23 protein-coding genes and 3 pseudogenes are annotated in these 22,433 nt (G+C 70.4%); 14 read left to right on the top strand and 12 right to left on the bottom strand.

Going from position 1 to position 22,433, the window contains the following annotated elements:
* Positions 1 to 332: 332 nt before the first annotated feature.
* On the top strand, positions 333 to 812 hold the full coding sequence (locus ACFHVL_RS22940) for a hypothetical protein (RefSeq protein WP_416630490.1): 480 nt from the start codon (positions 333 to 335) through the stop codon (positions 810 to 812).
* Between the two features lie 483 nt (positions 813 to 1,295).
* Here the strand turns inward: ACFHVL_RS22940 and ACFHVL_RS22935 are convergent.
* Both ACFHVL_RS22935 and ACFHVL_RS22930 read right to left on the bottom strand, forming a co-directional pair.
* Positions 1,296 to 2,036, bottom strand: a pseudogene (locus ACFHVL_RS22935) (class I SAM-dependent methyltransferase); the annotation flags it as partial.
* Positions 2,037 to 2,251: 215 nt separating this feature from the next.
* Positions 2,252 to 2,545 (bottom strand): hypothetical protein, encoded by a 294-nt coding sequence (locus ACFHVL_RS22930; RefSeq protein WP_416630523.1) that lies wholly within the window; start codon positions 2,543 to 2,545, stop codon positions 2,252 to 2,254.
* On the opposite strand from ACFHVL_RS22930, the pseudogene ACFHVL_RS22925 reads away from it, so the two are divergent.
* From ACFHVL_RS22925 to ACFHVL_RS22910, 4 genes and pseudogenes are all read left to right on the top strand, one after another.
* Positions 2,496 to 3,216, top strand: a pseudogene (locus ACFHVL_RS22925) (Scr1 family TA system antitoxin-like transcriptional regulator). The gene ACFHVL_RS22930 and the pseudogene ACFHVL_RS22925 sit on opposite strands and share 50 nt — an antisense overlap.
* Positions 3,176 to 3,376 carry a DUF397 domain-containing protein gene (locus tag ACFHVL_RS22920; protein ID WP_416630489.1) on the top strand — a complete coding sequence of 67 codons (201 nt, stop codon included), beginning with the start codon at positions 3,176 to 3,178 and terminating at the stop codon, positions 3,374 to 3,376. The pseudogene ACFHVL_RS22925 and the gene ACFHVL_RS22920 overlap by 41 nt, the downstream one beginning before the upstream one ends.
* Before the next feature lie 154 nt (positions 3,377 to 3,530).
* Positions 3,531 to 4,157 carry a histidine phosphatase family protein gene (locus ACFHVL_RS22915; RefSeq protein WP_416630488.1) on the top strand — a complete coding sequence of 209 codons (627 nt, stop codon included), beginning with the start codon at positions 3,531 to 3,533 and terminating at the stop codon, positions 4,155 to 4,157.
* A 274-nt stretch (positions 4,158 to 4,431) separates the two neighbouring features.
* Positions 4,432 to 5,118: a hypothetical protein gene (locus ACFHVL_RS22910; RefSeq protein ID WP_416630487.1), complete on the top strand. Its 687-nt coding sequence runs from the start codon at positions 4,432 to 4,434 to the stop codon at positions 5,116 to 5,118.
* A gap of 37 nt (positions 5,119 to 5,155) precedes the next feature.
* Here ACFHVL_RS22910 and ACFHVL_RS22905 read toward each other — a convergent pair whose 3' ends face one another.
* Complete coding sequence (locus ACFHVL_RS22905) at positions 5,156 to 5,986, bottom strand: RluA family pseudouridine synthase (protein ID WP_416630486.1); 831 nt, start codon at positions 5,984 to 5,986, stop codon at positions 5,156 to 5,158.
* A gap of 55 nt (positions 5,987 to 6,041) precedes the next feature.
* The gene (locus ACFHVL_RS22900; RefSeq protein WP_416630519.1) at positions 6,042 to 6,722 is read right to left on the bottom strand and encodes a hypothetical protein; all 681 of its coding nucleotides are present in this window, start codon (positions 6,720 to 6,722) and stop codon (positions 6,042 to 6,044) included.
* Between the two features lie 189 nt (positions 6,723 to 6,911).
* Here ACFHVL_RS22900 and ACFHVL_RS22895 point away from each other — a divergent pair, with 189 nt between their 5' ends.
* The 4 genes and pseudogenes from ACFHVL_RS22895 to ACFHVL_RS22880 all read left to right on the top strand — a co-directional run bounded on the left by ACFHVL_RS22895 (position 6,912) and on the right by ACFHVL_RS22880 (position 9,471).
* Positions 6,912 to 7,745: an alpha/beta fold hydrolase gene (locus tag ACFHVL_RS22895; protein ID WP_416630485.1), complete on the top strand. Its 834-nt coding sequence runs from the start codon at positions 6,912 to 6,914 to the stop codon at positions 7,743 to 7,745.
* Positions 7,738 to 8,292, top strand: coding sequence for a TetR-like C-terminal domain-containing protein (locus tag ACFHVL_RS22890; protein WP_416630484.1), 555 nt, complete (start codon positions 7,738 to 7,740; stop codon positions 8,290 to 8,292). Before ACFHVL_RS22895 ends, ACFHVL_RS22890 begins: the two co-directional genes overlap by 8 nt.
* A 26-nt stretch (positions 8,293 to 8,318) precedes the next feature.
* Positions 8,319 to 8,837 (top strand): annotated as a pseudogene (locus ACFHVL_RS22885) (pyridoxamine 5'-phosphate oxidase family protein); the annotation flags it as partial.
* 115 nt (positions 8,838 to 8,952) lie between these two features.
* Positions 8,953 to 9,471 (top strand): hypothetical protein, encoded by a 519-nt coding sequence (locus ACFHVL_RS22880; RefSeq protein ID WP_416630522.1) that lies wholly within the window; start codon positions 8,953 to 8,955, stop codon positions 9,469 to 9,471.
* A 71-nt stretch (positions 9,472 to 9,542) separates the two neighbouring features.
* Here the strand turns inward: ACFHVL_RS22880 and ACFHVL_RS22875 are convergent, their stop codons facing one another.
* Positions 9,543 to 9,764 carry a DUF397 domain-containing protein gene (locus ACFHVL_RS22875; RefSeq protein WP_416630483.1) on the bottom strand — a complete coding sequence of 74 codons (222 nt, stop codon included), beginning with the start codon at positions 9,762 to 9,764 and terminating at the stop codon, positions 9,543 to 9,545.
* Positions 9,755 to 10,540: a helix-turn-helix domain-containing protein gene (locus tag ACFHVL_RS22870; RefSeq protein WP_416630482.1), complete on the bottom strand. Its 786-nt coding sequence runs from the start codon at positions 10,538 to 10,540 to the stop codon at positions 9,755 to 9,757. Before ACFHVL_RS22870 ends, ACFHVL_RS22875 begins: the two co-directional genes overlap by 10 nt.
* Positions 10,541 to 10,696: 156 nt before the next feature.
* Between ACFHVL_RS22870 and ACFHVL_RS22865 the strand changes: the two genes are divergently transcribed.
* The gene (locus ACFHVL_RS22865; protein ID WP_416630481.1) at positions 10,697 to 11,062 is read left to right on the top strand and encodes a hypothetical protein; all 366 of its coding nucleotides are present in this window, start codon (positions 10,697 to 10,699) and stop codon (positions 11,060 to 11,062) included.
* A 7-nt stretch (positions 11,063 to 11,069) separates the two neighbouring features.
* Here ACFHVL_RS22865 and ACFHVL_RS22860 read toward each other — a convergent pair whose 3' ends face one another.
* Entirely contained in the window at positions 11,070 to 13,586 is a 2,517-nt protein-coding gene (locus ACFHVL_RS22860) for a DEAD/DEAH box helicase (RefSeq protein WP_416630480.1), read from the bottom strand.
* 109 nt (positions 13,587 to 13,695) lie between these two features.
* Positions 13,696 to 14,361 (bottom strand): tRNA (guanosine(46)-N7)-methyltransferase TrmB, encoded by a 666-nt coding sequence (trmB, locus tag ACFHVL_RS22855; RefSeq protein WP_416630479.1) that lies wholly within the window; start codon positions 14,359 to 14,361, stop codon positions 13,696 to 13,698.
* 99 nt (positions 14,362 to 14,460) lie between these two features.
* On the opposite strand from trmB, the gene ACFHVL_RS22850 reads away from it, so the two are divergent.
* The 3 genes from ACFHVL_RS22850 (at position 14,461) to gndA (ending at position 17,350) form a co-directional block, all read left to right on the top strand.
* Positions 14,461 to 14,973 carry a hypothetical protein gene (locus ACFHVL_RS22850; protein ID WP_416630478.1) on the top strand — a complete coding sequence of 171 codons (513 nt, stop codon included), beginning with the start codon at positions 14,461 to 14,463 and terminating at the stop codon, positions 14,971 to 14,973.
* Positions 14,974 to 14,994: 21 nt separating this feature from the next.
* On the top strand, positions 14,995 to 15,612 hold the full coding sequence (locus ACFHVL_RS22845) for a class F sortase (RefSeq protein WP_416630477.1): 618 nt from the start codon (positions 14,995 to 14,997) through the stop codon (positions 15,610 to 15,612).
* A 304-nt stretch (positions 15,613 to 15,916) separates the two neighbouring features.
* The gene (gndA, locus tag ACFHVL_RS22840; RefSeq protein WP_416630476.1) at positions 15,917 to 17,350 is read left to right on the top strand and encodes an NADP-dependent phosphogluconate dehydrogenase; all 1,434 of its coding nucleotides are present in this window, start codon (positions 15,917 to 15,919) and stop codon (positions 17,348 to 17,350) included.
* A 76-nt stretch (positions 17,351 to 17,426) separates the two neighbouring features.
* Here gndA and ACFHVL_RS22835 read toward each other — a convergent pair whose 3' ends face one another.
* Both ACFHVL_RS22835 and ACFHVL_RS22830 read right to left on the bottom strand, forming a co-directional pair.
* Positions 17,427 to 18,194, bottom strand: a complete 768-nt coding sequence (locus ACFHVL_RS22835; RefSeq protein WP_416630475.1) for an exodeoxyribonuclease III — start codon at positions 18,192 to 18,194, stop codon at positions 17,427 to 17,429.
* A gap of 102 nt (positions 18,195 to 18,296) precedes the next feature.
* Entirely contained in the window at positions 18,297 to 19,220 is a 924-nt protein-coding gene (locus ACFHVL_RS22830; protein ID WP_416630474.1) for a proteasome assembly chaperone family protein, read from the bottom strand.
* Positions 19,221 to 19,837: 617 nt separating this feature from the next.
* On the opposite strand from ACFHVL_RS22830, the gene ACFHVL_RS22825 reads away from it, so the two are divergent.
* Positions 19,838 to 20,614 (top strand): peptidase M23, encoded by a 777-nt coding sequence (locus tag ACFHVL_RS22825; RefSeq protein WP_416630473.1) that lies wholly within the window; start codon positions 19,838 to 19,840, stop codon positions 20,612 to 20,614.
* 39 nt (positions 20,615 to 20,653) lie between these two features.
* Here ACFHVL_RS22825 and ACFHVL_RS22820 read toward each other — a convergent pair whose 3' ends face one another.
* On the bottom strand, positions 20,654 to 21,514 hold the full coding sequence (locus tag ACFHVL_RS22820) for an SGNH/GDSL hydrolase family protein (protein WP_416630472.1): 861 nt from the start codon (positions 21,512 to 21,514) through the stop codon (positions 20,654 to 20,656).
* Positions 21,515 to 21,551: 37 nt separating this feature from the next.
* A partial coding sequence (locus tag ACFHVL_RS22815; RefSeq protein ID WP_416630471.1) for an NAD-dependent epimerase/dehydratase family protein occupies positions 21,552 to 22,433 on the bottom strand: 882 nt, incomplete at its 5' end.

Raw genomic sequence — 22,433 nt, 5'->3', positions numbered from 1 at the left:
AGCCGTACTGGTCGGCCAGCGTCGCCTGCCCGTCGGCCAGGGTCACCGACGGGTCAGCCTCGCGCAGCCCGGCCAGCAGATCCTTGGCCTGTTGCCGCAGGTGATCCAGGTGTGGGTTGTCGGGGAGCGTCTTCACGGGAAACCTCGCTCTGCGCCCGGACTCGCACGGGCGGTCCAGAGCTCCGGCGTCCGTCGCTCGAACCAAAGCATGTGGGGTGGCTTCAAGGCTTCCGGCGAGTCTCGGCGCGATCCCCGGCGCGCTGTCGTCGAGTTTAGCCGACCGTCGCCCGCCGATCACCGATCCTTGCGTAGCTGCCGGTAGCGTCAAGGCCATGGCGTTTCCGGCTGTCCGCCTCACCGGTTGCTTCCCCGAGGCTGATGGCTTTGTGCTGCTCGACCCGGTGCGCCTCGACCAGTACCTCGGTGCCGACAGCACAGGTCGCGACCTGCTGGCACTGTTCACCACGACGGATGCCGGCGACGCGGTCGTCCGGGAAGGCATCGCGATTCCGCTGATGGGCGTGGCCGCTGGGTACTACACCGTTCTGGTGCGGCACCTCGCAGATCATCCACCGTGGCCTGCGGCTGCGTTCTCCTCGCCGGGCTGGGTCCTGGGAACGGAGACCGGCTCGCTGCTGCTCTGTGGCGTCGGCCACCTCACCCACTGGACCCCAGGCCATCCGAAACACCGCCCGGTGACAGTGCCACCTGGCTGGTACGCCATCGAGGTCCGAGGTCACGACCACGCCGAGGGTTCCGATGACGCCGGGTACGAGTTCCTCCTGACTCCCACCCCGGCCAACCGACGTTAGCCCGCGCCGTCACTCCTGCCATGGTCCGGGCCAGTCGCTGCCGCAGCGATTGTTTGCGCATCGGGTTCTCCTCCCACGTGTCCAGGCCGGAGGTCCAGCCGAGGCGCCCTTGATCAACGATGCGGTACATGCTCCGCTCCGGACGGGCTCACGCTCATGTCCTCCGGCAGGTGGACCCAGTGCGTGCGCGGGTGGGAGCCCAGTGCCGGCCACTCCTGGTCCAGGGCGTGTATCAAGTTCGGCCACCGCCTCGTTGATCCATTCCGAGCCCGCGCCTGCGCCTGCGCCTGCCAGGTACACCAACACGTGAGGTCAAAAGTGCGTGGCGCGCAAGAATGCGGGTCACGCACTTTTTACCGTGGTGACTGAACAGTGCCCGGCCCAGACACCGGCGGGCTCTGCGCCCTACCGGCCAGCCGACCGCGTCTACCTGCGCGACGTGGCACGCCCTACGGGCGCCGCGCGCCAGCCAGCTGTGCGGGGTCAGGTGACGAGCAGGCGAAGACCTAGCTCCGCCGCGTCGAGCGCGACAAGGTCGTGGTTGCGTTCAGCCCACCGACCTGAGGCAAGGTCGTCACGGAGGCTACGCACCGCCCGCTGTTCGACCTCGGGCCCGACCCTGGTCCAGACGGAGATTCCCCGACGGATCTGATCGTCGAGGTATGCCTCGGGCCGGCGCCAGTAGGCCTCGAAGAAGCCGTCGACACAGTCCCAGGGAACGAGCACCGGTTCTGCGCGTGCTCCGATCGCGTCGGCCAGCTCGGTCAGCGAAGGCCGGCCGATGAGAAGATCGGCGACCTCCGGCAGGTAGTCACGGGTCAGCCAGAAGCGCCGATGCCAGCCGGTGTCACTGGTGTCGTGCGTGAAGACCACCACGCGGCGAGCCACTCGTCGCATCTCGCGCAGGCCGGCGATCGGGTCCGGCCAGTGATGGATCGTGGCGAACGCCATCGCCGCGTCGAAGGACTGGTCCTCGAACGGAAGGCGCTCGGCGGCAGCGGCGACGCAGGGTGCTGCACCGGCGGGACGCTGCACGCGCATCAGCGCCGATGGCTCCACCGCAGTGACGTCCCGGTCGGTGGGCTCGTAGGAGCCGGTGCCGGCCCCGACGTTCAACACCGTCCGCGCATCGCCGAGCGCGGCCCAGACCTGCGTGGCGATCCGCGGCTCAGTCCGCCGTGTCACGGTGTACCCGACCCCAATGGAGTCGTACAACTGCGTGCCAGACATGTCACTGACGCTACCGGCTGGGATCGGCCCCGGGGTGCTCCGTCGCCCGCCCATTCGTGGTGCTTCCCGGGCGGGGAATGCGGCCGGTCGGCCGCGCTGGACCGGCCGTCGTGGCGGACCCTCCCGGACGGGGGCTGGGTAGGGTGCGCCGTGGGCCGATCGCGGCGAGCGGGGGAGCGGAGCACCCCGGGGTGTCTATGGAAGGCCGGTCACTCGTCGTCCACGTCGTCGCCCTGGTCGTTGCCTGCGTTGTCGCTCGGATAACCGGTCGGAATGTGGGTACGGGCGGTGTCGTTGGCCTGCCGGACCGCCGCCTCCAGCGCCCGGGACCGGGGCCGGACGCCGGTGAGTTGAAACGGCCAGTCTCGGTCGGGGTCCGTCTGCCCAGGGGTACGCCTCGGCAGCGGAGGCCGGTTCGGGGTCGGGTCTACGTTGCGTGGCGTACCGATCGAGGTGTACCGGGCGAGCCGGGGCGTCCCGCCGATTCCGTCGTTTCTAGGCACTGTTCCCCCTCGATGGAGAGTGCGATTCGGATGCCTTGGCTCACAGGTGCACGTGACCGGGTCCCAGATCGGCCACTACGAGACGGGCCGGTCGCTGCCACCGGATGACCTGGCGATCAGCCTGGACCAGGTGCTCGGCACCGGCGCCGAGCTGCGCGAGTTGGCCGAGCGGGCGCGGGACGAGGCGGTCGCCCCGTGGATGCGCCCGTGGCGGTTGAACGAGGCCCGCGCGGTGCAGCTGCGGTGGTTCGAGCATTCGCTGATCCCGGGGCTGCTGCAGACCGAGGCGTACGCCCGGGAGGTCATCTCTGCTGGCACGCATCCCGAGGTGCAGGTGGCGGAGATGACTCGGGAGCGCATGGAGCGGCAGACAGCCGCGCTGGAGCGGGCGAACCCGTACCCGGTGCCGTTGACGGCGATCATGGGCGAGTCCGCTTTGCGGGCTGGCCGGATCATTCGTGTTGGCGACCATGCCGGACGGCGTGACCGCCGCGTACATTGACGACCAGATGGCGGGGCGGGTCTGCGAGACCGCAGACAAGCTCCAGCACCTGCTGATCACGTGGGAGAAGATCTGCGCGCGGGCACTACCCTGTGACCAGTCCCGTGACCTCATCCTGAGAGTGATCGATGAACATGAGCGAGCCAGTGTGGCGCACCTCCACCCGTAGCAGCAGCAACGGCGGTGCCTGTGTCGAGGTCGCCGACAACCTTCCCGGCCGGGTTCTCGTCCGGGACACAAAGGACCGCGCCGGCGTGACGCTGACCTTCGCCCCGTCGGCCTGGTCCAGCTTCGTCGCCTCGGCCAAGCGCCCCACCCCTGCCGCCTGACAACCGTGGGCACCGATGTCTGTTCTACTGTGATCCCCCAGGGGGATTTTGATCCCGCTGGGGGATCACAGTAGAACGGATACCTCCCCCTGCGGGCGAGCCGACAGCGGTGCGTGCGGTCGGGGCGGAGCTCAGGGTCAGGGAAGGCGCACAGGTGCGGATTTTGCACGTCGTCACGCATCCGGAGGCGACGCACCATGCCGACGGACTGGTCGGCGGGTGGTTCGACTCCGACCTGACCGGTCGCGGTCTGGTGCACGCCGGGCGGATCGCGGATGCCCTGGCCGCCCGACTGCCCGCCGATGCCGCGGTCGAGGTGTTCTCGTCGGATCTGCTGCGGGCCCGGCGGACCGCCGAGGTGGTCGGAAAGCAGCTCGGGGTCGGTGTGCTACTCGACGCCGACCTGCGGGAGAAGTCGTACGGCGAGGCAGGCGGGCGTCCGCAGGCGTGGCTGGACGAACGCTTCATACCGCCGCCCGCCGCCGGTGAGCGGATGCGTCACGACGAGGGCGTACCCGGCGCGGAGACGAAGTGGGAGCTGGCGGTGCGGGCCTACGCCGCGCTGGACCGCATCCTACGTTCGGCGGTGGCGCATCAGGTCGTGGTGACCCACGGCGGGACAGCCACGTTCCTGCTCGCGGCGTGGATCGGTATGCCCATCGACGCGGCGGGCCAGGTTGGTTTCCGCTTCTCGCCCGGAGGCGTCACCGTGCTGCGCGAGGACGACTATTTCCACAACCGGGCGATCGTCCAACTCAACGACCTCGGCCATCTGGCCTGAGACCGGACCACTCGGCGTTCGGGCCAGCCGAGCAGGCAGCCGTAGACCGAGAGTCGGCCGGTGGTAGTGAGGAGACGTGGCGGCTATCGCAGAGTGGTCTGTCTGGTTTGGACATCTAGGAAGGACTGGCGTTGGTCGCGCGCCGCGTCGTAGCGTGGCTGACGGCGATCCCAGGTGGACGCTGCTCGCACCGGCAATGCCGCAGACGGCTCAGTCGCTGAGCTGGTTGCCCAGGAGACTGAGCCGGGGCGTGGTGACCTGAGGAGCCCAAGGCATGACGACTGGTGCCCACGACAACCCGGAATCGGCAGCTGTCTTACCCGGGTCGCGAGTCCTTGACCTGCTGAACAAGGCGATCGATTTCCAGGGTCCGCTGGTGCGCAAGAACATTGCCCGGGCCCGTCAGCGGAACCCTGAGGCAACACCGGCACAGGTGATCCGTAGTCTGGAACGGATGTACGTCAGCGCCCTGACCGGGACGGGCGCTGCGGTTGGCGGAACAGCGGCCGCGCCCGGCGTCGGCACGGGAGTCGCACTTGCGCTGTCGGCAGGTGAAGTCGTCTCATCTCTCGAACTGAGTGCACTCTTCGCACTTTCGATCGCCGAGGTTCACGGAGTCCCCATCGACGAGCTTGAGCGCCGCCGAACGATCGTGATGGGAATAATGCTCGGCGGCAGTGGTTCCGCCACAATCACCAAGGTCGCCGAGCGTACCGGGCAACACTGGGGACGTCACGTGGTCGCCAAGGTGCCTGCAGAGTCGTTGCGTCAGATCAACAAGGTCTTGGGGAGACACTTCATCACGAAGTACGGGACCAGGCAGGGCATCATCGTGCTCGGTCGGGTGGCACCGTTCGGAATCGGGGCGGTGATCGGTGGTGGCGCCAACGCCGCCCTCGCCGCACTGGCAGTGCGGGCCAGCCGTCGCGCATTCGGCCCACCCCCGACGTTGTGGCCGTGACCGACGGGTAGCGTCGTGACCGTCCCACTCAGGGTTGTCAGGCCGCAGGGCGTAGCTGTTGGTGTGCCTGGTCCAGCTCCGATGGGGTGGGTGCGCCACCGGGCAGCGGCTGCCAGAAGTCGGCGTCGGGGGCGGCCGTCACGTCGACCCGCTTGCCGTCGGCGGTGTCGAAGCCGAGCCGCCACGCGTGCAGATACGTCCGCAACCCGTTGGCGGCGGCGGCCCGGTCGAACAGTGGGTCGCCGACGATCGGGTGCCCGATCCAGGCCAGGTGCACCCGGATCTGGTGACGTCGGCCGGTGAGCGGTGCGACGGCGAGCAGCCGGTGCGTGGCGTCGGCTGCCGGCGTACCGGATGGGGTGTCGGCCGCGTCGGACCCGGCGGCGACGACGGCGGTGAACCGGCTCTGCGACGGGTAGCTCTTGACGTGGCCGAATTCGGTGCCGGCGGTGAGCGACCACCGGCCGGCGGCGTCGAAGCCGATGTCGGCACGGTTGCCGGCCACCCGGACCCGGTTCTTGCGGCCCACGCTCAGCGGCAGGTCGATGACGCCGGCCGGCGGAAGCGGTGCGGCGTCGGCGTCCGCGGTGACCACGGCCAGATAGACCTTCTCGACCGTACGTCGGTTGAACTGCCGGGTGAGGTCGCCGTGGTGGCGCAGCTCCTTGGCGAACAGGATCGCCCCGGAGGTGTTCTTGTCGATGCGGTGCACCGGGAACACCGGCTCGCCTGACTCCTCGGCGAGGCGGACCAGGTCGGTGCCGTGTCGTTCGCCCATCACCGAGATGCCGGGGGGCTTGTTCAGCACCAGAGCGGCGTCGTCCTCGAACAGGACGGCGCCGGCGCGCAGCTCGGACCAGAGGTTCACCGGTCGCCGAGGATACGCCGCGTGCGGCGGCGTACCCCCGGCGCACCCGCTGGGATCAGGCGGAGGTGGACCAGATGGCGGTGAAGGCGGCGGCCTCGCCGGCCAGCCAGCGCTCCACCTGGTCGGGGCGGGACGTGACGTCGGGCCGGCGGAAGGCTGCGCCGCGCCGCAGGTCGACCAGGACCGGCTCGGCGTGCGGTAGCACCTGGTCCATGTGCCGGGCCATCAGGTGCAGGGTCGCGGTGAGCGCCTCCGGGTTGGGTGGCTGCTCGTCGAAGTGGATCCGGACGGCTTCGGCGTGGCCGTCGGCGTACCGCAGGCCGAAGTGCGGGTTGACCTTGACCGGCAGGTTGCCGATCATGCCGAGCGCGTCGTGGGTCTGCGCCAGCTCCACCTGGGACAGCTCGCCCAACGAGGCCAGGTACCGCTGGGCGCCGGGGACCAGGGTCGCGTACAGCGGCTGCCAGCGCTGGGTGACCTGCCCGACGACGGCGGCGAGGTGACTGCCGCCGGTCCGGAACCGGATGTCCGCCTTGAGCGCCTTCACCAGCTGACCGTGCGGGTTGAAGCCGGAGCGGCTGACCCGCTGGCGGCGTAGCCCGCCGACGAAGGTGGCCTTGGCCGGCCCGGACTGCCCGACATACCGGGTGAAACCGAGCAGGGTGGCGTAGGGGACCGGAGCGGGGTTGGGCTGAGCTGCGGTGGAGGTCGAAGCGGTGGCAGGAGGGGGTGCGATCACGGCGTTCCTTCCCAGGTCAGGAGCCGGATTAGTACACCCATTCTAATCGAGAAGTCACGCTACGCCTAGTCTTTGATCACTCTGCGGCGACGACTGGTGCTTGGTGTCGTCGCCGCTCCGGTTGACGAAGTCGGCTAATGCTGTTAGCCTAAGGGCTATAAAAGTTAGCTAAATCTGGGGGTTCCGATGACCGAGTACCTGTCCGTCGACGGCGGGCGAATCGCCTACGAGGTGACCGGCGACGGCCCGCTCGTGGTCCTCGCACCCGGCATGGGCGAGAGTCGCGCGGCGTACCGTTTCGTCGTCCCGCAGCTGGTCGCGGCCGGCTACCGGGTCGCCGCCACCGACCTGCGGGGCACCGGCGAGTCCAGCGTCGACTGGCCGTCGTACTCCCGCACCGACATCGCAGGCGACCTGGTCGCGCTGATCCGGCGCCTGGGCGGTCCCGCCGTGCTGGTCGGGCACTCGATCTCCGGTGGGGCGGCCACCATCGCCGCGGCCACCGCGCCCGAGTCGATCGCCGCCGTCGTCGAGCTCGCGCCGTTCACCCGCAAACAGTCGATCGGCCTTGGTGACCTGCGGGTCAAGCGGTACCGGCAGGGCATGAGCCGACTGCTGGGCGCCGGTATGTTCGGCAGCGTCAAGCAGTGGCTCAGCTACCTCGACGTCGCCTTCCCCGGGCACCGGCCGGCCGACTGGGCCGAGCAGCTGGCCCAGACCGAGGCCCGCCTGCGGCAGCCCGGTCGGATGAAGGTGCTGCAGAAGATGGGCCAGTCCAGCCCCGCCGACGCCGGTGCCCAGCTCGGCAACATCCGCTGCCCGGTGCTGATCGTCGAAGGAACGCTCGACCCGGACTGGGCCGACCCGCGCGCCGAGGGCGAGGCGATCGCCGCCGCGCTCCCCGACGGCCTGGGTACGGTGGCGATGATCGACGGAGCCGGACACTATCCGCACACCCAGTTCCCCGAGCAGCTGACGGCGCTGATGCTCCCGTTCATCGCCGAGGCCGTTCGTGCCTAGGGCCGGCCTCGATCGGGCGACGGTGATCGCGGCCGCCGCCGCGGCGGCCGACGAGCGAGGCCTCGCCGCGCTGACCATGGCCCTGCTGGCCGAGCGGCTCGGGGTGCGCACCCCCTCGCTGTACAAGCACGTCGACGGACTTGCCGAGCTGCGGCAGGGCATCGCGGCGTTGGCAATGACCGAGCTGGGGGACGCGCTGCGTGACGCCCTGCAGGGCGTCGCCGGCCGAGACGCGCTGACCGCCGCCGCCTGGGTGATCCGCTCCTACGCGACCGACCAGCCGGGCCGGTACGCGGCCACCGTGGGCGCGGCGCACGACGCCGAGTTCGAAGCGTCCAGCGCGCGGGTGCTGGAGTCGCTGTCGGCGGTCCTACACGGCTACCGGATCGACCCGGCCGAGCAGACGCACGCCCTGCGTACGCTGCGCAGCGCGCTGCACGGCTTTGCCACCCTCGAGCAGTCGAACGGCTTTCAGCTGGCGGCGGATGTCGACGAGAGCTTCGCCTGGATGATCGACTTCTTCGACCGTGGCCTACGCCGCACCTGACCCGCCTGCCAGTCCGTGGAGTTCGCATGCCCCTGACCAATCCCTGGCTCGCAGAGCCCAAGTCGACCCGCCGGCTGCCTCAGGATCGTCTGGAGGAGCGCATTCTCAACCTGCTGTCCGGGCAGAACATGTGTGTGCTGGCCACCACTGGGCGCGATGGGCCGTTGGCCACGCCCGTGCGCTACTACCCCTTGGACTTCGCGGTCATGTTCACCGCCGCGCCCCAGTCGCCGAAGCTGCGCAACATCGTAGCCGACCCGCGAGTCTCTGTGGGCATCTTCGCCCCGCTGGTCGGGCTGGCCAGCAGCCGCGGAGCCCAATTGTTCGGCAAGGCCAGGGTGCTCTCTCCCGATCACGTCGAACGATCCCACTACTGGGCGGCGTTCCGCTGGGAGAACGAGCACGCCGAGCAGGGCCGGCCGCTTGACGACCCGCCACCTGACACCCTTGTGGTCATCGAACCGGATCGCATCGTCTATACCGAGCACTGGCTTCGGCGCGAGGGATTCGCCGCACGACAGGTGTGGAAGCTGCCAGAGGCCGAAGCCCTCGCCGCCTCTTCGGAGGAGACAGCAAAGCAGCTCCGGCAACTCCAGTCGGAGCCCACGCGCCGACTGCGGCACTGTGGACCGGGCTGGTGCCGGCTGGGAGAATCGGTGGGTGGAGCGCGCGGTGATCCGGGGCAATATCCGTTCCGTCGGCGGACTCGCCGCGGTCGCGGTGGCGCTGGCGGTGGTCGTCAGCCTGGTGCCGCGCGACATCCCGGGGCCGATCGATCCGTGGCGCCCGCCCGCCGGCCACGTCCTCGCTGACACCGTCGACCTCGGCGGCGACCGCGAGTTGCGGCTGTGGGTGAAACCGGGCGGCTGGTACGTGCAGAGCCTGATCGCCGGGCAGCACGAGGCCGGCATCGGCGCCGGCGGCAGGGGTGATCAGTTTACCGTCGCCGAGGTGTTCGAGGCGTACCTCGGGACAGTTCCCCCGCCCGACGCTCGTGCGGTCTCGGTGCGGTCGCCGGGAGGCGTGGCCGTCCGCGTTGGGGTCCACGACGGGGTGTTCATCGTCGCGGGTGCGGTGGCAGCGTCGGACGAGCGGAGGTTGCTGGTCACCCCGCTGGGCCCGGCCGATGTGGTTCTTGCCGCCGAGACGTCTGTCCCGATCGCCGGGCGGACTCAGTGAGGTGACCGCCATGATCAGTTGATGTTCTGCCGGGCAGCTACCGGCGTGTCGGCCGGTTTTACAGCAACTGATCACTGTGATCCGGTGGCGGCGCGGCTAGCGTGCGTCCGGTCGGTCGTCGCCAGGTCGAGGAAGGCCGACCAGGCTGCCGGTGCGAAGGTCAGGGTGCCGCCTTCGCGGTCCTTGGTGTCCCGGACCAGCACCCGCCCAGGCAGGTTGTCGGCGACCTCCACGCAGCTTGTGCTGTCGCTGTGCGTGCTCTTGTGCCACCGGGGCGCGGTGCTCAAGTCCATGTCTCAGCCGTCCTCATGATCAGATCTAGGCTCTGCGGGCCAGATAGAGCGTAGTCGCGGATGCTCTCCCAGGTACGTTCAAGACTGGCCGCGTCGTCCGGATTTTCGACGACTCGGCCCTGTAGGTACCCCTCCAGGTAGCCGACGGATCGGCCGTCGACGGTGGCGATCACGAACGGCCCGTCCAGCCCCGGGTAGGCCCCGGCGTCGGCCGGCACCACCTGGACCCGGATGTTCGGGTGCTCGCAGGCGGCGACGACCGCCGTCAACTGCTCGCGCATGATCGCCGGGTCGCCGACCCGGCGGTGCAGCACACTCTCGTCGATGACGGCGACCAGTTGGCAGGGCTCGGGCTGGCGGTAGAGGATCTCCTGGCGACCGAGTCGGGTGGCCAGCGCGACATCGAGGGCTTCGCCTCGGACGCCGTACGCCAACAGGATGGCCCGCGCGTAGGCCTCGGTCTGCAGTAGTCCCGGCAGGGCCAGCGGCTGGAACGTCCGGATCAGGGTTGCCTTGCCCTCGTGGTCGATGAACGGCCGATACCAGACCGGGGCCCGCTCACCGACGACGAATTCGCGATAGAATTTCACGAATGCGGTGCCGAAGGATTTGTCGACTGCGGTCAGGTAGTCGGGTAGGGCGGGTCGTTCGCCGCGTTCTATCGAACCGACGTGTGATGTCGAGAAGTGTACGCGTTCGCCCCAGGCCTCCTGGGTGAGAGTGAGCATCTCCCGGAGTCGGCGCAGTTCCCCTACCAGATATTCACTTCCACTCACAATACCTTCACATCCCTCAATTTGCCGCGGTTGATGGCCCGATCTTGGATGCATCACCGTTTGGCTACACCGGGTCGCCGACCATCTTCCGCTGGTGGCGTTCCACGGTCCAGGGTGGAAGACGGGGAGGGTGCGACGCCATTTATGGAGGACGTGATGATCAGAAACGACGGGATCGGCGGTACGCCGAGACTGGCCCGCTACACCTCGATCGGCACCCCGGCTGGGGGCCGTCAGGTTGAGCCGGCCCCGAACCGCCAGCCGCTGGCAAGACGGATCCCAGGGGAAGCGGTGGTGCGCCGGGCGCGGGAGATCGTCACCACGCATCTGCCGGACCTGACCGGCGAATGCCGGGTCTGCGGCGCGGTGGCGATGTGTGAATCGTTCACGAAGTCGATCGCGATCCTCGACCGTTGGGATCCGGTCCGGGCGCGGCGAATTCGCTCAGTCCTGGAATACGCCGGGCTGTGGCCGGACAGCCGCCTGCCGGAACCGGACGGCACCGATCCGCAGCAGGGCTGATTGGCAGTCAGAGTTGGCCGACGTCGGTGACCCGCAGGACGGCGGCACCGGCCTCGTCGGAGGCGGCGAGATCGACCTCGGCGCTGATGCCCCAGTCGTGATCGGCGGCCGGGTCGGCGAACGTCTGCCGCACCAGCCAACGCTCCCGCTCCTGGGTGATCATCAATAGCGCCGGCCCACGCGCGTCCGGGCCGGTGCCGATCTCGTCGTGCTCGGCGAAGTACTCGTCCAGGGCATCGGCCCAGGCGTCGGCGTCCCACCCCGACCCGGCGTCCAGCTCACCCAGCTCGGCGTGTCGGCGCAGCGCGGCCAACTCCACCCGCCGGAACATGGCGTTGCGGACCAGCACCCGGAACGCCCGCAGGTTGCCGGTGACCGCCGGCGGCCGGTCGTCGGCCACCACCGGGGCGTCCGGATCGGTCGGGTTGCGCAGCCGCTCCCACTCGTCGATCAGGCTGGAGTCGACCTGGCGGACCAGCTCACCCAGCCACTCGATGAGGTCGATCAGATCCTCGGTCTTGGCGTCGTCGGGCACCGTCTGACCCAGCGCCTTGTACGCGTCGGCCAGGTAGCGCAGCACCAGACCTTCCGACCGGGACAGCCCGTAGAAGCTGACGTACTCGGTGAACGTCATCGCGCGTTCGTACATGTCGCGGACCACCGACTTCGGCGCCAACTCGTGGTCGGCCACCCACGGGTGTCCCCGCCGGTACGTCTCGTAGGCCATCTCCAGCAACTCGGCGAGGGGCTTCGGATAGGTGACCGAGTCGAGCAGTTCGAGCCGGGCCTCGTACTCGATGCCGTCGGCCTTCATCTGCGCGACGGCCTCGCCGCGCGCCTTGTGCTGCTGCGCGGAGAGGATCTGCCGGGGGTTGTCCAACGTCGCCTCGATGATCGACAGCACGTCCAGGGCGTACGTCGGCGCCTCGACGTCCAGCAGCTCGATCGCGGCCAGCGCGAACGGCGACAGCGGCTGGTTGAGCGCGAAGTTCAGCTGCAGGTCGACGGTGAGTCGGACCCGGCGTCCCTCGGCGTCCGGCTCGGCCAGCTGCTCGACCACCCCGCCGGCACGCAACGCCCGGTAGATGGCGATCGCCCGACGGATGTGCCGGCGCTGCGCGGCCGGTTCCTCGTGGTTGTCGGTCAGCAGATGGCGCATCGCGGCGAACGCGTCACCCGGCCGGCTGATCACGTTGAGCAGCATGGCGTGGCTGACCTGGAAACTGGAGGTCAGCGGCTCCGGGTCGGCGTCGACCAGACGTTCGAAGGTCGGCTTGCCCCAGCCGATGGAGCCCTCCGGCGGCTTCTTACGGACCACCTTGCGGCGCTTCTTCGGGTCGTCGCCGGCCTTGGCCAGAGCCTTCTCGTTGTCGATGACGTGCTCCGGGGCCTGCACCATCACGGTGCCGATGGTGTCGAAGCCGGCCCGGCCGGCCCGCCCGGCGATCTGGTGGAACTCGCGGGCCTTGAGCAGCCGGGTACGCACCCCGTCGTACTTGGACAACCCGGTGAACAGCACCGTGCGGATCGGCACGTTGATCCCCACCCCGAGAGTGTCGGTGCCGCAGATGACCTTGAGAAGTCCGGCCTGGGCGAGGGTCTCCACCAGCCGCCGGTACTTGGGCAGCATGCCGGCGTGGTGCACCCCGATGCCATGGCGGACCAATCGGGACAGGGTGCGCCCGAAGCCGGAGGTGAACCGGAAGTTGCCGATCGCGGCGGCGATCGCGTCCTTCTCCGCCCGGCTGCACACGTTGATGCTCATCAGCGCCTGGGCGCGTTCCAACGCCGCCGCCTGGGTGAAGTGGACCACGTACACCGGTGCCTGGTGGGTGCTGAGCAGCTCTTCGAGGGTCTCGTGCAACGGGGTCATCGCGTACGAGAACATCAGCGGGACCGGCCGCTGCGCCGACGAGACGACGGCGGTGGACCGGCCGGTACGCCGGGTCAGGTCGTCGACGAACCGGGTGACGTCGCCGAGGGTCGCCGACATCAGCACGAACTGGGCCTGCGGCAGCTCGATCAGCGGCACCTGCCAGGCCCAGCCCCGGTCCGGCTCGGCGTAGAAGTGGAACTCGTCCATCACGACCTGGCCGACGTCGGCACCGGCACCGTCGCGCAGCGCGATGTTGGCCAGCACCTCGGCGGTGCAGCAGATGATCGGCGCGTCCGCGTTGACGCTGGCGTCCCCGGTGAGCATGCCGACCTCGGAGGCACCGAAGATGTCGCAGAGCGCGAAGAACTTCTCCGACACCAGCGCCTTGATCGGCGCGGTGTAGAAGGTGACCCGGTCGTCGGCGAGGGCGGCGAAGTGGGCGGCGGTGGCGACCAGGCTCTTGCCGGACCCGGTGGGGGTGTTCAGGATGACGTTCGCCCCGGAGACGATCTCCATGAGTGCCTCGTCCTGGTGCGGGTACAGCTCCAACCCGCGCCCGGCGGCCCATTCGGTGAAGACCTCGTAGAGGGCGTCCGGGTCGGCGTTGCCGGGCAACAGGTCGGTGAGGGTGGAGGCGGTCTGCGTCATGGTCGTCCCATCGTGCCCGTCCCGGTCGCCGGCCGCCAACGCGGGGTCACCCACCGTACGAGCATCCGCGTCGTCGCGTCAGCGGCGTTCGAATACCGGCCCTGTCGCGTCAGCGGCGTTCGAAGATCAGGTCGATCGCCGGGCGGCCGGCGCGGATCCCGCGCCGTTCGAACTTCGTCTCCGGTCGGTACGCCGGCCGGGGCGCGTACCCGTCGTGTGTGTTGATCAGCTCCGGGTCGGCGGTCAGCACCTCCAGCATCACCCTGGCGTACGGTGCCCAGTCGGTGGCGCAGTGCAGCCGCCCGCCCCGACGCAGCCGGGAGCGCAGCAGCGCCACGTGGGCAGGCTGGATCAGCCGCCGCTTGTGGTGGCGCGACTTCGGCCACGGGTCGGGGAAGAACGCGTGCACCGCGTCCAGGCTCTGCTCGGGCAGGCAGCGACGGGCCAGGTCGAGGGCGTCGCCGACGGCCACCCGTACGTTGGCCAGGCCGTCGCGTTCGAGCAGGGAGAGCAGGTTGGCGACGCCGGGGGTGTGTACCTCCACGACGAGATAGTCGCGGCCGGGGTCGGCCGCCGCCATCGCGGCGGTGGCGTCGCCCATGCCGAAACCGATCTCGAGTACGACGGGCGCGGTGCGGCCGAAGGCCGCTGCCAGGTCCAGCGGCGTCGGCAGTTCGGCGACGGCCAGCGCGTACGCGTCGTACAGCCGGTCGAGGGCGTCGTGGTGCCGGCCACTGAGTCGGCCACCGCGCGGATGGTACGTACGGATGCTCACGCCGCAGCAGCCTATATCCGACACCGTGGGTGTCCGGGGTGTCATCGAGCGCAGCGGAGTGAGAGAATCCCCGCAGCGTTGCGGGAAGGATGATGACCGATGTCCGTACGCCGTTCACTGGCCGCTGCCGGGGCGGGCCTGACCGTCGCGGTCGCCGGTGCCGTGCTCGTCGCCACCCCGGCCCAGGCCGCCGACGTGTTCGTCGATCTCAATCCGAGCACGGTGGAGTCCGGCTACCTGGTGGGGATCCGGGCCAGCTGCACCGACAACACCGCGCCGGCCACCGTCGAGTCCGACGCGTTCGGCACGGTCGAGGTGCGTCCACAGTTCGATGAGCTCACCGCGGCGGTGACCGTGCCGGCCGGGACGGAAGCCGGCAGGTACCGGGTGCGGTTGACCTGCCCCGACGACCGGTCCACCACCACCACGTTGTACGTGCTCGACCCGAACCGGCCGAGCCGCGGGCCGGCCACCGGGTTCGGTGGCACCGCCGGCGGATTGGGCTCCGGTGGGCCAGACGCGGAGGGCCTGCTGGCCGGGGTCGGTGCGGCCGCGCTGGTCGCTGGCGCCGTGCTGGGCGTGGTCACGCTGCGCCGCCGCCGCGTGTCCTGACCGGGCGAGGGGAGCGCGGGCGTGGCGAAGGGCGGTGGCCGGAGCTGGACCGGGCCGGCCGCGGTGGTCCTGGTGCTGTTCGGCGTGTTCGCGATCGGGGCGAGCGGCGACGGCGGTTGGCGTGACCTGCTGGCCGGCGGCAACAACCCGCCGCCACGGGAGTTCCCGGTGTTGGAGCCGAGCAGGCCGATCCGCATCGCCATCCCGTCGCTGGAGGTCCGGGCACCGGTGCACTCGGTCGGGGTGGCCGACGACGGGTCGATCGCCGTGCCGCCGCTGCACCGGCACAACCAGGCCGGCTGGTACGACCGGGGGCCGACGCCGGGGCAGTTCGGGCCGGCGATCATCGTCGGGCACGCGGACACCCGCGACGGGCCGTCGGTCTTCCACGGCCTGGCCGACATCGAGCCGGGCGCGACCGTGGAGGTGACCCGGCGGGACCGGGCGGTCGCGGTGTTCGAGGTCAACTCGGTCGAGCACTTCGACAAGGAAGCGCTTCCGGTCGAGCGGGTGTACGGCGACTACGCCCGGCCCGGCCTTCGGTTGATCACCTGCGGCGGTCGGTGGCTCGGCGACGGCATCGGGTACGCGGACAACATCGTGGTGTTCGCCTCCCTGATCGAGGTGCGCGACACCTGAGCGGCCAGCAGCCGTCGACCGACCGGGTAGGACGGCGTGGCGTGGCGGTGAACCGTTGCCGCGCCGCTGCCGTACCTCACCACGTCACCGCCGAGACTCCGCTCGCGTACCGGTTCGACTCCGCGTCGGAGCTCTGGGCTTGGTGACCGCCGTGGTGGGCGCTGGCCGGCTGTTGCCCACCCCGGTCGCACCCGGGGCGGCTCGTGCGGGACGAGCCTCCACTACTCGCCGGCCGCCCCGGGGTGTCCCGCCGTCGGCGAAGGCGGAAAGATGAGCAGCACACCAGCAGCACCGAGGAGGAATCATGAGCCAGACGGCGCAGATCGGGGTCACCGGTCTGGGGGTGATGGGCCGCAACCTGGCACGCAACCTGGCGCGGCACGGCCACGTGGTGGCGGTCCACAACCGGTCCATCGGGCGTACCAAGGAAATGATGGCCGAGTTCGGCCACGAGGGCAGCTTCCTGCCGGCGGAGAGTTCGGCGGAGTTCGTGGCGTCGCTGGAGCGCCCTCGTCGCGTGGTCATCATGGTCAACGCGGGTGCCGCGACCGATGCCGTGATCAACGAGTTCGCGCCTCTGCTGGAGCCGGACGACATGATCATCGACGGCGGCAACGCGCACTTCCTGGACACCCGCCGGCGGGAAGCCGAACTCCGCGAGCGTGGCCTGCACTTCGTCGGCACCGGAGTCTCCGGCGGTGAGGAAGGCGCCCTGCTCGGGCCAAGCATCATGCCGGGCGGGTCGGAGGAGTCGTACGCGGCTCTCGGCCCGCTGCTGGAGGACATCTCCGCCAAGGTCGACGGCGCGCCGTGCTGTGTGCGGATCGGTCCGGACGGCGCCGGCCACTTCGTCAAGATGGTGCACAACGGCATCGAGTACGCCGACATGCAGCTGATCGGGGAGGCGTACGACCTGCTGCGCCGCGCCGGCGGGCTGACCCCGGCGCAGATCGCCGACGTGTTCCGCAGCTGGAACTCCGGCCGGCTCTCGTCGTACCTGATCGAGATCACCGCCGAGGTGCTGGGCCACACCGACGCCACCACCGGCAAGCCGTTCGTCGACGTGGTGCTCGACCGGGCCGGCCAGAAGGGCACCGGCCGGTGGACCGTGCAGGGGGCACTCGACCTCGGCGTGCCGGTCAGCGGCATCTCCGAGGCGGTGTTCGCCCGTGCGTTGTCCGGCCACGCCGACATCCGGGCCGCCGCCGCCAACCTGCCCGGGCCGGTGGAGAGCTGGTCCGGCTCGGCCGACGAGCTGATCGCCGACGTGGAGCAGGCGCTGTACGCGTCGAAGATCGTCGCGTACGCGCAGGGTTTCCACCAGATCCAGGCCGGCAGTGCCGAGTACGACTGGAACATCGACCTCGGTGCGGTGGCGCGAATCTGGCGTGGTGGCTGCATCATCCGGGCCGCGTTCCTGGACAAGATCCGGGCCGCGTACGCCGAGGCGCCGCAGTTGCCGACGCTGCTGACCGACGGCTACTTCGCCGAGGCGTTGGCCGGTGCCCAGCAGGGCTGGCGCCGGGTGGTCGCCACCTCCGCGCAGCTCGGCGTGCCGGCACCCGGATTCGCCTCCGCGTTGGCCTACTACGACGGGCTGCGCGCGCCGCGACTGCCGGCCGCGCTCATCCAGGGTCAGCGGGACTTCTTCGGCGCGCACACCTACCGCCGGGTCGACGCCGAGGGCAGCTTCCACGTGCTGTGGGCCGGTGACCGCAGGGAGGTCGCGTCCAGCTGATCGCGTTGGTCGGCAGATCGCCGGGTGCCCCTCGTGTGAGGGGCACCCGGCGATCTGCCGCAGACGGGCCCGGAGCTCAGTCCAGGTCGACGACGACCGGGGCGTGGTCGGACGGGCCTGGGCCCTTGCGGGCGTCGCGGTCCACGTACGCCGCCCGGACCCGGCGGTCGACGGCGGCGCTGGCGTAGACGAGATCGATCCGCATGCCCTTGTTCTTGGGGAACATGCCGGCCCGGTAGTCCCAGTAGGTGTACGGGTGCGGCCCCTTCATCGGCTGCGGCACCACGTCGACCAGGCCGAGCGCGAGCAGCTCGGCCAGCGCGGCCCGTTCGTCCAGGGTGACGTGGGTGGAGCCGGCGAACACGGCCGGGTCCCAGACGTCGGCGTCGGTCGGTGCGACGTTGAAGTCGCCGCATACCAGGAGCTCCGGGGCGGACTCGGCGGCCAGGGCGTCGCGCAGCCGGGCCAGCCACGCCAACTTGTACGGGTAGTGCGCGGAGTCGAGGCTGCGCCCGTTCGGCACGTACACCGACCAGATTCGGACCCCGGCGCAGGTCGCCGAGATGGCCCGGGTCTCCGGCAGCGGGAAGCCCGGTTCGTTGTCGAAGCCGGCGCGTACGTCGTCGAGGCCGACCCGGGAGAGCACCGCGACGCCGTTCCACCGGCCGTCGCCGTGCGCCGCTACCGCGTAGCCGAACTCGCCGACCTCAGCGCTCGGGAACGCGGCCGCCGTGCATTTGATCTCCTGCAGGCAGACCACGTCCGGGGTGGTGTCGGCCAGCCAGTCGAGTAGCCGGGGGAGCCGGGCCTTGACCGAGTTGACGTTCCAGGTGGCGATCCGCACCCGGTCAGGGTCCCACAACGCCGACCAGGGTCGACGGCTCGGCCGGGGCCGGGCAGGGTCGGCGGGTCGCTCAGCCGGGGCCGGGCAGGGTCGGCGGGTCGCTCAGCCGGGGCCGGGCAGGTCGCCGGGGCGGGTCTGCTCGGCGAGGAACCGTTCCAGCTCGGCACCGAGTTCGTCGGCGGTGGGCAGCGGCCCGCGTGCCTCGGCGAGCAGGTTGGGGTTGCCGCGGCCGCGGGCGAACGTGTCGTACTGCTCCTCCAGCGCGCTGACCAGCGAGACGGCCTCCTCTGTCTGGGCCACCTGCCGGTCGATGTCCTCGCGGACCGATTCCGCCGCGCTGTGTAGTTGCTCGGTGGGCAGCAGGAGCCCGGTGGTGCGGGAAACGGAGTTGAGCAGCATCTCGGTGGCGGCAGGGTACTCAGCCTGGGCCACGTAGTGCGGCACGTGTGCGGCGAACCCGACGGCGTCGTTGCCCTGCTGGCCGAGGCGGTACTCCAGCAGGTGGCCGGCGCTGCCGGGGACCTGCACGCGTTGCAGCCAGGGCTCGTAGCCGTTGATGAGCTCGCGGCGGCTGGCGTGTGCGGTGATCCCGGTCGGCCGGGTGTGTGGAACGGCCATCGGGATGGCGTTCAGCCCGATGGTCATCCCGACGTCGAGACGGCCGATCACCGCGCTCACGGCGGCGGTGAACCGCTCCCACTGCAGGTCCGGCTCGGGCCCACCGAGGAGCAGGAAGGGAGTGCCGGCGTCGTCGCGCATCAGGTGGATTTCGAGCCGGGGTTCCTCGTAGTGCTCCCAGTGGTCCTCGACGAACAGCATGACCGGTCGGCGTGACCGGTAGTCGAGCAGCTGGTCGACGTCGAAGGTCGCCACCACCTCGTGTTCGAGGGAGGCGAGCAGGTGTTCGCGGGCGAGTCGGGTCGCGTTGCCGGCGTCGACGAATCCGGTCATCGCCTGGATGAGCACCGGCTGGCCGAGCTCGGGAACCTCATCGACGACGTCGTAGAGCTCGTGTGGGTCGAGCACCGGACGCAACCTCCTTACAAGAAACGGTACGGCGTGGGACAGCGTCCCTGTTTGCGGCAACGCTAGCCCCATGCCCCCGCATTCCGGTTCCCGGGCACGGATCCATCTCCACCCCATAGTGACTCAGAGTCAGCAGATGACTGCACAGAGTCAATGGGTTGCCGGGGTGCCAGTCGTCCGGGGGATGGGGTGTTCGGTGGATCGGCTGGCGGGCTTCGTCGAATGGGGGACCGGAGCGGGGGCGCCCATCGGTGCCCGGATTTCGCGAGGTAATCGCCTTCGGCCAACCATTGCCAGCTACATTACCGATATTTGTCATTTATCCGCATGTTCCGGCGAAGTCGACACCCCTCCGAGCCTGACCGATTACTGGGCTCCACAATGTGGTCCCCATCACAAAATCACTCTAGGTGATCGCGCATTGGCCTGCCTAGCCTCGTCGAATGCCTGATGACCACACCACAAGGAACGAGGACGCCACCCTGGATCGCGATAGCCGTTCGGTTGATGTCGCCTCCGACACCACGCCAACCGGTGCGACCCAGGCCACCGCCGGGTGGGGACGGCTTCGCGACCGGCTACCCGCTTCCTGGTACCCCGTACCTGCCCGTGGAACCATGACGGCCCTGGGCGCGACCCTGCGTAATCGCCCGGGGGCCCGCCTCGGGCTCGCCTTCGCCGTCGTCTGTGCCCTCGGCGTCGTGGCCGCCGTCGAGTCGACCGAGGGCTCCACCGCCGTCGGCAGCGCGAATCCGCCAGCTCAGGCGGACCTGCTCCGGCGGGCCGACGCGCTCGACGGTGCCTCCCGCGCCGAGCGCGCCGACCCGACCGCCGCCCAACCCGACCCGACCGCCGCCCAACCCGACCCGACCGCCACCGGGTCCGCGGCCGCCGTCGACCCGGACGTGGCCGAGGAGCCGGCCACTCCCACCGAAGAGCCGGCGCCCATCATCGAGCCGGTGGCCGGAATGTCCCAGGTGCAGATGGACAACGCCACGATGATCGTCGACGCCGGTCTGACCCTGCAGATGCCCCGCGAGGCGATGGTGATCGCGGTGGCCACCGCGATGCAGGAGTCCACCCTGCTCAACCGGGCCAGCGAGGTGCTGCCGGAATCCAAGAACTTCCCGCACCAGGGCACCGGCTGGGACCACGACTCGGTCGGGCTGTTCCAGCAACGGACCAGCACCGGCTGGGGCGCGGTCGCCGACCTGATGGACCCCACCTACTCGGCGACCCAGTTCTACCTGGCCCTGCAACGGGTGCCCGGCTGGGAACAACTGCGGCTGGCCGAGGCTGCTCAGGCCGTGCAGGTCTCTGCCTACCCGGAGCACTACGCCAAGCACGAGTCAGCCGCCGATGCCGTGGTCACCGAGATCCTGGCGGCCCGCTGACCGCCGGTCCCACCGCGCCGACCGCCGTCGGCGGCCTGGTCACCCGGCCAGGCCGCTGGCGGCGTACGCCAACTCGGCCAACATGTCCTGCCCGCCCGCGTCCGGGTGGAAATAGTCCAACGGGTTCAACTGATCCAGGGTGAACTCGGTGCCGTACACGGCGCCGTCGTCGTACCGGCAGCGGTTGCCGTACGCCCGACAGGCGTCGGCCAACTCGGCGTTGTACGCCACCACCCGCTCGCGCACCGACGAACGCCGCTGCGCCGCCGCCGGATCGGTCGATCCCGCGTCGGCCAGCATCGAGGGGCACACCCCCCGGTCCCAGACCCGCACCACCCGTTGCTCGTCGTGGCCCAACTCCCAGAGCCGGTAGAGGTCGGGAATGCTCAGGACGAGGATCTCCGCTTGCGGCAGCCCGTCGCGTAGCACCCACAGCGCCCGGTCGACGTCGTCGCGGAACGTGGCCACCGGGGTCATCTCCTGTGGCGTCGCCCGACAGGCGTCGTTGGCGCCGACCAGGACCGTCACGTACGCCGCTGAGACGTCGACCGCCGACGCCGCCTGGTCGGCCAGTGCCGCCGCTCGGGCACCGGGCACGGCGAAGTTGTGTCCCTGTCCGCTCATCGCCTCGTTGACGTCGGAGATCCGCCGGTACAGGCTCTCCACCCGGAAACCATCTCCTGTGGACCACGAGTTGCGATGGCAGGTGGTCAGCACGAGGCAGGAGCCGTATCCGGCGGTGATCGAGTCGCCCAGCGCCGCCATCGACGACGGCAGGTCGCCGGTCGGCGGTGCCGGCGGCGACGTCCCGCCGGGTGGGTCGCCACCCTCGCCGGCCTCGCAGGCAAGGGCCACCAACGCGCAGATCGCGGCGGCACCGGCCATCCATCGTCGAGCCATCACACCTCCTCGGTGGCATCGAGTGACTACTGGATGACTATATGTTCTGGGGTGGACGCGGCGGCAGACCTCGGGTCACCTCGGCCGTGAGCTCCGCCAGGAAATCCGGCAAGGTGCGGCCCGGCCGCCAACCGCAGGCGTACGTCCGGGACAGGTCCAGCACCGTCGGATACGCCAGCTGCTCCACCGCGTACCGGGTCAACCGGCCGGTGCCCGGCACGCCGAGCCGGGCGGCCACCCCGGCCACCGCCGCCGCGCCCACCGCCACCGGCACCGGCACCCGTAGCGGCCGGGCCGGTCGGCCCAGCGCCGCCAACACCCCGGTGACCACCGCGTCCCGCGAGTACGGCGTCGCGTCCGCGACGTTGTACGGCCCCGCCGGCCAGTCGAGCGCCGCCAGACAGGCGTCGGCCAGGTTCTCCACCGCCGTCATACTCATCGTCACGTCGGCGCCGGGCAGCGGCACCCGCCCCCGCCGGACGGCCGCCAGCAGCCGGGGCAGCAGCTGCCGGTCCCCGGCCCCGTACACCGCCCGTGGCCGCAGCACCACCGCGCCGCCGGCCAACGCCAGCCGCTCCCCGGCGGCCTTGGTCCGCCCGTACACCGTGCGTTGACGGTCGGTCGGGTGGTCCTCGCGGACCGGCGTCGGCCCACCGCCCGGTCGGTAGACGCTGGCAGTGCTCACCCAGACCACCGGCCGGTCGGCCGCCGCCGTGAGCAGCCGGACCGTGCCGGCGACGTTCACCGCGTGGTACGCCGCCTCCGCCGCCGGTGCGGGCGCCGGGTCGCCGACCGCCGCCGCCAGGTGCAGCACCGCGTCGACGCCCCGCAGGTCGGGCAGCTCCCGGCCGGCGTCCCACGGCACGTGCCGCCCGATCGGCCCGGGCCGGCGACCTACCGACACGACCGCGGCGCCCGC

Source organism: Micromonospora sp. LOL_023 (assembly GCF_048060115.1).
Classification (GTDB): Bacteria; Actinomycetota; Actinomycetes; order Mycobacteriales; family Micromonosporaceae; genus Micromonospora_E.
This window is presented reverse-complemented; position numbering and strand designations above follow the sequence as displayed.